Source organism: Microbacterium sp. H83, from assembly GCF_001650405.1.
GTDB lineage: Bacteria > Actinomycetota > Actinomycetes > Actinomycetales > Microbacteriaceae > Microbacterium.
This window is the reverse complement of the sequence record NZ_LWCU01000019.1, coordinates 48,158-55,207: the sequence shown is the minus strand read 5'-3', so window position 1 is coordinate 55,207 and position 7,050 is coordinate 48,158. Positions and strand designations below refer to the sequence as shown.

At 66.9% G+C, this 7,050-nt stretch carries 7 protein-coding genes; 1 reads left to right on the top strand and 6 read right to left on the bottom strand.

Annotation, left to right across the window (positions count from 1 at the left end):
- A partial coding sequence (locus A4X16_RS09490) for a transposase (RefSeq protein WP_197491780.1) occupies nt 1–236 on the top strand: 236 nt, incomplete at its 5' end.
- Here the strand turns inward: A4X16_RS09490 and A4X16_RS09485 are convergent.
- The 6 genes from A4X16_RS09485 to A4X16_RS09460 all read right to left on the bottom strand — a co-directional run bounded on the left by A4X16_RS09485 (nt 233) and on the right by A4X16_RS09460 (nt 7,040).
- A complete protein-coding gene (locus A4X16_RS09485) occupies nt 233–946 on the bottom strand; it encodes a site-specific integrase (RefSeq protein WP_157560068.1) in 714 nt (237 codons plus the stop codon). The genes A4X16_RS09490 and A4X16_RS09485 overlap by 4 nt on opposite strands.
- A gap of 369 nt (nt 947–1,315) precedes the next feature.
- Nucleotides 1,316–1,813: a hypothetical protein gene (locus A4X16_RS09480; RefSeq protein WP_067119861.1), complete on the bottom strand. Its 498-nt coding sequence runs from the start codon at nt 1,811–1,813 to the stop codon at nt 1,316–1,318.
- A complete protein-coding gene (locus A4X16_RS17810; protein ID WP_131494142.1) occupies nt 1,807–2,562 on the bottom strand; it encodes a hypothetical protein in 756 nt (251 codons plus the stop codon). Before A4X16_RS17810 ends, A4X16_RS09480 begins: the two co-directional genes overlap by 7 nt.
- Before the next feature lie 115 nt (nt 2,563–2,677).
- Entirely contained in the window at nt 2,678–3,289 is a 612-nt protein-coding gene (locus A4X16_RS09470; RefSeq protein WP_067119854.1) for a prepilin peptidase, read from the bottom strand.
- Entirely contained in the window at nt 3,286–3,762 is a 477-nt protein-coding gene (locus A4X16_RS09465) for a macro domain-containing protein (protein WP_067119850.1), read from the bottom strand. The genes A4X16_RS09470 and A4X16_RS09465 overlap by 4 nt, the downstream gene beginning before the upstream one ends.
- Before the next feature lie 5 nt (nt 3,763–3,767).
- The gene (locus A4X16_RS09460; RefSeq protein WP_067119846.1) at nt 3,768–7,040 is read right to left on the bottom strand and encodes a LysM peptidoglycan-binding domain-containing protein; all 3,273 of its coding nucleotides are present in this window, start codon (nt 7,038–7,040) and stop codon (nt 3,768–3,770) included.
- Nucleotides 7,041–7,050 lie beyond the last annotated feature (10 nt).

Below are 7,050 nucleotides of genomic sequence, written 5' to 3'. Positions count from 1 at the left end.
CCACGAACCCGCTGGAACGCCTCAATCGGGAGATCAAGCGCCGCACCGACGTCGTTGGCGTGTTCCCGAACAACGCCGCCCTGCTCCGCCTGGCCGGCTCCGTCCTCGTCGAGCAACACGACGAATGGGAAGCCGCCGACCGCCGCTACTTCTCCGAAGCCTCCATGACCGAGCTCACCGCGACCACCCCCACCATCGACGAGGCGGTGATACTCCCCGAGATCACCGCCGCCTAAACTAACGACAGCTGATCATCGCAACGAAGCGAAAGACCACCACTCAAACGGACGCGGCCGGCCACCGGGTTCGACCGCAGATCGGCAACGTCGAGCCCAATGCACTCGGAACGCCGCAGCCCAAAGGCGTAGATGGTCTTGAACATCTGCGCGTTCCGGAGCGCAGCAAGCGCACCCTTCCTCCTGGCACGTACGATCGCCTCGACCCGAGCATCCGCAGCATCGAAGAACCGCTCCAGCTCATCGAAAGTGAGGGCACGTCGCCCGGGATCCCCCTCATGGTCGAGCAGGTGCGAGATCGTGTTCCAGTCATGGCAGATCTGCTGCGGCGCATCCCCGAACCGAGCCAGACACTCCGCCTGCCAGCCGTACCGCGGGTCAGTGAGGAAGTCGCAGAACAGACGGATCCTCGTCTGATACCCCCGAATCGTTGACCGCTTCAAGGGACCCTTGCCGGGTCGCACGCGCACTGAATAGTCCTCGAGATCCCGCGGCTGCCACTGCCACGGGTACGCCGCGCAGAACTCGGCGAAATCCTCGATGAACCGCCGGCGCGAATCGATGGTGGTCGCCTGCAAACCGCGACTTGTCTGCTGGTTCGCCCAGCCATCCAGCATCGACTCGAAGACGTACTTCCCCTCATCGAGGGCGACGACATTTCCTGTCAGCCGCAGCGAAGAGCGACCATCAACATCTGAACCAGAACGCACCCCTCCATGGTTGCAGCAGTTGCATCATTGTTGCAACCACTCTCCATGATCTTCACCCGCAGAGGCTGTTGGACACGTTCGTGAAGCACCACCCCAGCAGGCAAGAAGGTGACTTGGTAGCCGAATCACCCTTGTCGGCACCATACGCGACAGCCACGCCGCCCGTGATCCACTCCTGGGCTCGGCGGCCAGCTCCCGCCGAGCCTCCTGCCGCGACCGAGAAACTCCAGATCAACCATGCAATCGCAAGCAAGTGATGCATCTGATGTCGATACTGCTTGGTCCTTTGTTCATCGCAAATCGTCCGCACACGCTGCGAGAGTAACCCGCGCACGCGCCACCAGGTGCGTCAGCGCGCGTCCGTCGAGGTCAGCGGGACAAAGCTCCTGCTGCCGAGGAGTCTTCCATTATCTCGAAGTCGTCGACTCCTGCAGCTCGCAGATCGCGCAGGAGGGCTCCGATTATGCCGAACTTCCAATGCTGCTCCCCCGGCATGATGGAGAAGCAGTCGTCGCCAGGGCGCCCGAACACCACGAGGCCGTGATACCGCGGCAAGACGATGCCGGGCGGGTTCTCGATCTCCACCGGGAATGTGGAGTACCCCGTGGCGCGCGATTCTTCGAGGACACTCACGAATCGGTCGCTAGCGATCTTCGTTGGGCCAGTCGTCCAGAGGAGATCGCCGAACTTCCGACCCTTGTTCTGGCGGACAAACCGGGGTTCCGTCGGAAGCTCGTCTAGCCGCCCCCATTGGAGCGCGCGAAGCATCTCCGATCTGTCGTCGGGACTCAGCAAGGGCGAGGACTTGACGTTGACCCAGGCGTACCCTCTGCGGGAAGGGGCCTGAATGAGGACCGAGGTCAGCATGTGTAGACGTACAAGCTGACGAGTGACTTCATGTAGGTCAATATCTCGTCTTGGGATGGGCTCGCGGTGGTGGCGAAGAACTGATCCCATTTCGCGTTGTAGTTCGCAGCTTGACTCGAGTGGTTGGTGGACACCCCAGCCTTGGAGCACCACCAGAGCCCGTATCGCGGGTCGTCGATCATCAGGCCCGCTTGCTCGAACGTGGCGCGATACATCTGCGGCAGCTGATGGTGGGCCTGGTAGTCGGGATTGTTCTGCTTGGTGAGGGTGACTAGGTTCTCGCGGAAGTTGGCCGCGGTGAATGGCTTCCCGACCCAGATCGGGATCATCTTCATCTGGTCCGGCATCCCGGCCTGGGTCATCTTGACCCAGAAGTAGCCGTCCTGTGAGAGCGGAATTGGCCCGGTGGGTTTGGTGCAGGCTGTGGGGACGGCGACCGTAGTTGATACCCGAGTTAGCTGGCTTCCTCCTGCAGGGCGCGACGGATCCGGCGGGACGATGACGGTCTGCGCTGAGCTTTCCGCGCCTGGCCGACCCGGGGAGTAGCACACGATGCCGAAGGTGATGGTGACGGTGGCTGCGCTGGCGTTCGAGTTGTTGCCCAGGCCCACGCTGACGGGTGCGATCAGCCCTGGGTAGACGACAGGTGGGGCGACGAAGAAATGGCCATTGTTCAGAGAGAACGAGCCTGCAGCTTGAGCCGGTGTTGCAACGAGGAGAGAGCTGACGGTGATGAGTGCCGCGGCCACCGCAGACAGCATCATTCGCCAGGTTCGGGTCCGTGTTTTCACAAGCTGCCTTTCGGGTTCATGAGTGTGGGCCTGACGCGGCCTTCGTGATGGCGAGGCATCCGTTCCAGACCGATCACAAGGGGATGTTCGAGATGATCGCAACGAGGGCGATGATCGCGCCGGCGGCGAGCAGGTACGGCCCGAAGGGGAGGTCGTGGGTGTCGCGGCCGCGGCTCTTGAGGATCGCCGCGGCGATCGCGTGAGGGAATGCGAGGAGGTAGGCCAGCGCGATCGCCAGGAACGGGAAGTACCAGGTGTGCCAGCCGGTGAGTAGGCCGATACTGAGGGCGAGTTTTACGTCGCCGAATCCGACGTGACCGGCAAGGCCGATGCAGGTCAGCACCACGGCGAGACCCAGGCCGCCGGCGATCGCGGAGATCGCGGCCGCGCCGGCGCCGGCCGTGAGAGCGAGTGCCAGGACTGATCCGGTGAGGATCGCGGCGAGGGTCAGGGTGAGGGAGTCGGGCAGTCTCTTCTCGCGGAGGTCGTGGCGAGCCAGCAGCGTCCCGTAGACGGCGTAGACGGCGATCATCGCCCAACCGCCCACGATGGGGCGCAGATCGGCGCTGAGAGGCGCTGTGAGCGCCGTAGAGGCTACGAAGCCCCCCAGGAGTGCGATCGAGTAGCGCAGCGCCGGGTGCAGTCGCGCTCGCACGCCCTGGGGGGCTTCGTAGGTCGATGTCATGGGGTGTGCTCCACCACGATGACGTGCAGCGGTGCGGTCGGGTCCAGCGCTCTCAGGATCTCGGTGCGGGACTCCTCTGCGGTCAACCCGCCATGACCTGCGCCGATTAGCGGGATGGCCAGGCTTCGGAAGCCGTGCGCGCGTGCTTCCGCTACGGCGTTCACCGTGGAGAGCCGGACGCTCTCGGGCGTCGCCTTCCACATCACCGTCAGCCCCGCGACGTGGATGAGGGCCTTGGCTGTGGGAAGGGCGCCCGCGGATGTGGTGACGGCCTGACCGAGATCGAGCATCCCGTGGCGGGCGAGATCCTGCCACGGTTCGGGGCCGGTCTTGCGCTTGAGTGCCCCGCTGACTCCTCCGGGCATGAGGAGCCAGCGGGGCACGAAGTTACGGTTCCAGGGGTTCACGATCGCGTCGACGGGAATCGTGGTGATGTCCCTGTCGACATGAGCGAGAGTGAGCTCGGTCTGCATGGGTCTCAGCTGGCGATCGCGTGCCGGCGGCGCAGCTGCGCGATGAGAGCCTGGGTCTCGGGCTCGGGCTCGTAGTCCTCGTCGATCGCGGCAAGGCTCTGCTCGAGCTGGGTGATGAGACGCTCGACGCCGGCGAGATCTCCGGCCTGGTGCTCGGCGCGGAGGCCGTCGCGCCAGTAGATCTCGTTGACCGGGTCGACCATGCGCCCGATGGCGGACGCCAAGCGGGCCTGCCGGACCTTCCCGGCGGACAGGCTTCGGGTCGCTGCTTCGTGGGCGACGTCGCCGATCAGCGCGATCATCTCGTTGCGGAGCCGGTCGGCGAACACATAGCGCTTGTCGGGGACACCGCTGATCGGCTGCCCCTTGACCATGTCGAGCGCGGCGAGGAGCCGATCGGTCGACGTGGCGGAGATCTCGTCTCCGACGAGCTCGAGGAAGTCCTGCCAGTCGGAGCGGATGTCCTCGTGCAGGCGGTACTCGCCGGTGGTGATGTAGGGGACGTACCACTCGGCCTCGTCGTTCTGGCCGAGCCAGCGACGGGTCTTGGAGAGCAGGCCGTTGCGGTCGTCGTTCGCCTTCTTGCCGCTGGCGATCTGGCCGGGCCAGAACACGGCGTGTACCTGCTCGGCCGAAGCGTTCGGGGTGACCGAGAGGAAGGCCACGAGCTCGGTGCCGCGGCGCACGGCCGATCGCCACTGTGCTGCGGTGTTCGGGTTGACCGGGGCTTCGCCGCGCGCGCCTCTTACCTCGACGGTGCCGAGCATCTGCAGGTAAGGGCCGCGGTGCAGCGGTGTGATCGACGCCAGTGGCGTCTCGGCGTCGTCGGCCGCGGCCGCGGGGATCGTCTCGCCTTCCTCGCTGACGATGTCGGTCTCGGCCACAACGGGAGTGGGCTCGTCCTCGGCGGGCTCTTCGGCTGCATCGGTCTCGGCGGGGGCGTCGACGTCCTGGTGCAGCTCGGGCTCGAGTGCCTCGTCGTCGGCCGCGGCCGAGGGGATGTCGTCAAGCTCGAGCTCGTCGTCGAGAGCGACGCCGGTTGCTGCACCCTCGGTGGCGACGTCGAACAGGGCGAGGATCTCGTTGTACTCCTTCGCGCCGATCGTCTGCGGGGTGATCGGGATCGCGACGTCGGTGCCGGGGATCTCGAGCTCGGCGCGGCGGTCCTCGGTGAGTGCGAGGTTCCAGCTGCCGGTCAGGTGGCCGGCGCTGACGGCGGCGATGCCCACCCGCGGAAGGCGGGTGACGAGCTCGCTGATGGCATCCCGAGTCGCGTCGTCGGGGTTGTCGCCGAGGATGATGATCTCCGGCGCCCAGGCTTCGGCATAGGCGCCGGTGGTGCGGGCCTGCTCGAGCCCGTCGACGCCGAGCTCGGCAAGGGCCTGCTCCACCTCAGTCGCCTGCCCGCGCAGGTTGCGCAGCAGGGTCTCGGTGTCGCTGACGTGGCGGACGCGGCCGCTGCCAAGCGCGAGGGGCAGCCGGTCGCCGACGCCGACGAGAGTGACCTGCACGTCCTCGGACCAGGTGTTGGCAGCGAGCTCGATCGCGATCGCGGTTAGAACACCGCGGCGCTGCTCGCTGTTCGCACCCACGACGTTGAGAGCGCCGATGCGCTCGAGGTCGACGAAGATGTGGCCGTTGTTGTCGTCGTGGCCGAGCATGACCAGCGCCGGGTACGGGGCGGACGGGACACGGTCGAGGGGCTCGAGGTCGGTGAGGGCGACCATCCACGCCAGCTTGTCTTCGGGGTCGTACTGGGTGAAGGGGGCGGGCAGGTCGGTGGGCTCGTCGAGGTAGACCGCGACCGAGCTTTCGTCCAGGCGCAGCGCGTACAGCGCGGGGAGGCGGTTGCCGGTGTCCTGCGCCCAGACGGCCAGGTGACGCAGCGCGGTGTCGACGGCTTCGGCGCCCTGCGGGTTCTCGACGGCGCGCAGCTCAAGCTCTACGCTGGACACGGTTTCGTCCGGCATCGCGATCCGCTGGCGGGGCTTGCGTTCGCGGCGCTGACGCAGGCGGCGCCAGCCCAGCAGCGTGAGCAGGCCGGCGGCGAGGGTTGCACCGATACCGCCGACTGTGGCGACGTTGAAGTAGTCCTCGATGCCGGTGTCGTCGATCTCGGCCTGGTCGGCGTTGGCTGCCGGTGCCTGCGCCTCCTCGGACGTTGCCGGTGTTTCGGTGGTGGTGAAGCCGAGGCCGGCACCACTGGTGTCCTCGGCCGCGCCGGCTTCGCTCTCCTCGGCTCCGCCGGCTGCGTCGTCTGCCTGCTCGCCCGCTCCCCCGGCGCCGAGATCCGCGCCGGCGGCACCTTCATCGACCTCGGGCGAGGCGCCGGTGTCAGCTGCGCCACCGTCCTCGGGTGCGGGCGCCGGTGCGGGCGGGGTGACGGGGACGGTGTTGGCCGTGGGGATGCTGACTGTCTGCCCCGGGTAGATCCAGTTCGGGTCGGTGATCGTGGTGCCGTCCGGCTGGACGGTGCCCTTCGACGCCTCGAAGATCTCCGGGTAGCGCGCACCGTCACCGAGGGTCTCGGCCGAGATGTCCCAGAGGGTGTCGCCGGACTCGACCGTCCGCTGCTCGTACGAGACTTCGGTGGCGGTCGTCTCGGGGGCTGCTGCGGCCGGGGCCGGGGCGGAGGCCACGATAGCGTCCGCGGGGAGGGTCAGCACCCATCCTTCGTGCAACCAGCCGGACGAATCCAGGGCGCTGCCATCTGCCTGTGTGACTCCGATGTTGAGCGCGGAGATCTCGGTAGCGCGGGCGCGGTCGCCCAGCGTGGACTCCGCGATCCGCGCGAGCGTGTCGGAACCGGTCACGGTGTACTGCGGGCCGGCTGTGACGGGGGCTGCCTGCTCGGCGTCTGGCGTTGCGACCTCAGTCGAGACGACGGAAGCGCTCATCGACACCGAGGGTGTCGTCGGGACTTCGGCAGCGAAGGCGGTGGCGGGTGCGAACAGTGCGATCACCGCGGCGAGCAGACCGCCCATGACCTTCTGCTGCATGCCCAGGCCGGGGATCCGCGGCCGCGGCACACCGCGAAGCTGCGAGGGCAGCTCGGCGAGGAATCCCACCGCGAAGCTTACCCACGCGATCCAGGCCGCGATCGGCATGATCGTTCCGACGAGGAACGATCCGGTGTAGTCGGGCATCGTGAACGCGCTCACGAGCTCGTCCCACGACGGCAGCGGATTGCCGGCGAAGAACACGAGACCCGCGGGGATCCCGATCAGCAGCACGGCGAGCAGGATCAGCGACCCAATGCCCTTTCCGATGCGGTTCATGATGCCTCCG

Excerpts from the sequence above, each read along its gene's own strand:
- A4X16_RS09480 (WP_067119861.1), bottom strand. The coding sequence starts at position 1,813 with ATGCTGACCTCGGTCCTCATTCAGGCCCCTTCCCGCAGAGGGTACGCC.
- A4X16_RS09470 (WP_067119854.1), bottom strand. The coding sequence starts at position 3,289 with ATGACATCGACCTACGAAGCCCCCCAGGGCGTGCGAGCGCGACTGCAC.
- A4X16_RS09465 (WP_067119850.1), bottom strand. The coding sequence starts at position 3,762 with ATGCAGACCGAGCTCACTCTCGCTCATGTCGACAGGGACATCACCACG.
- A4X16_RS09460 (WP_067119846.1), bottom strand. The coding sequence starts at position 7,040 with ATGAACCGCATCGGAAAGGGCATTGGGTCGCTGATCCTGCTCGCCGTG.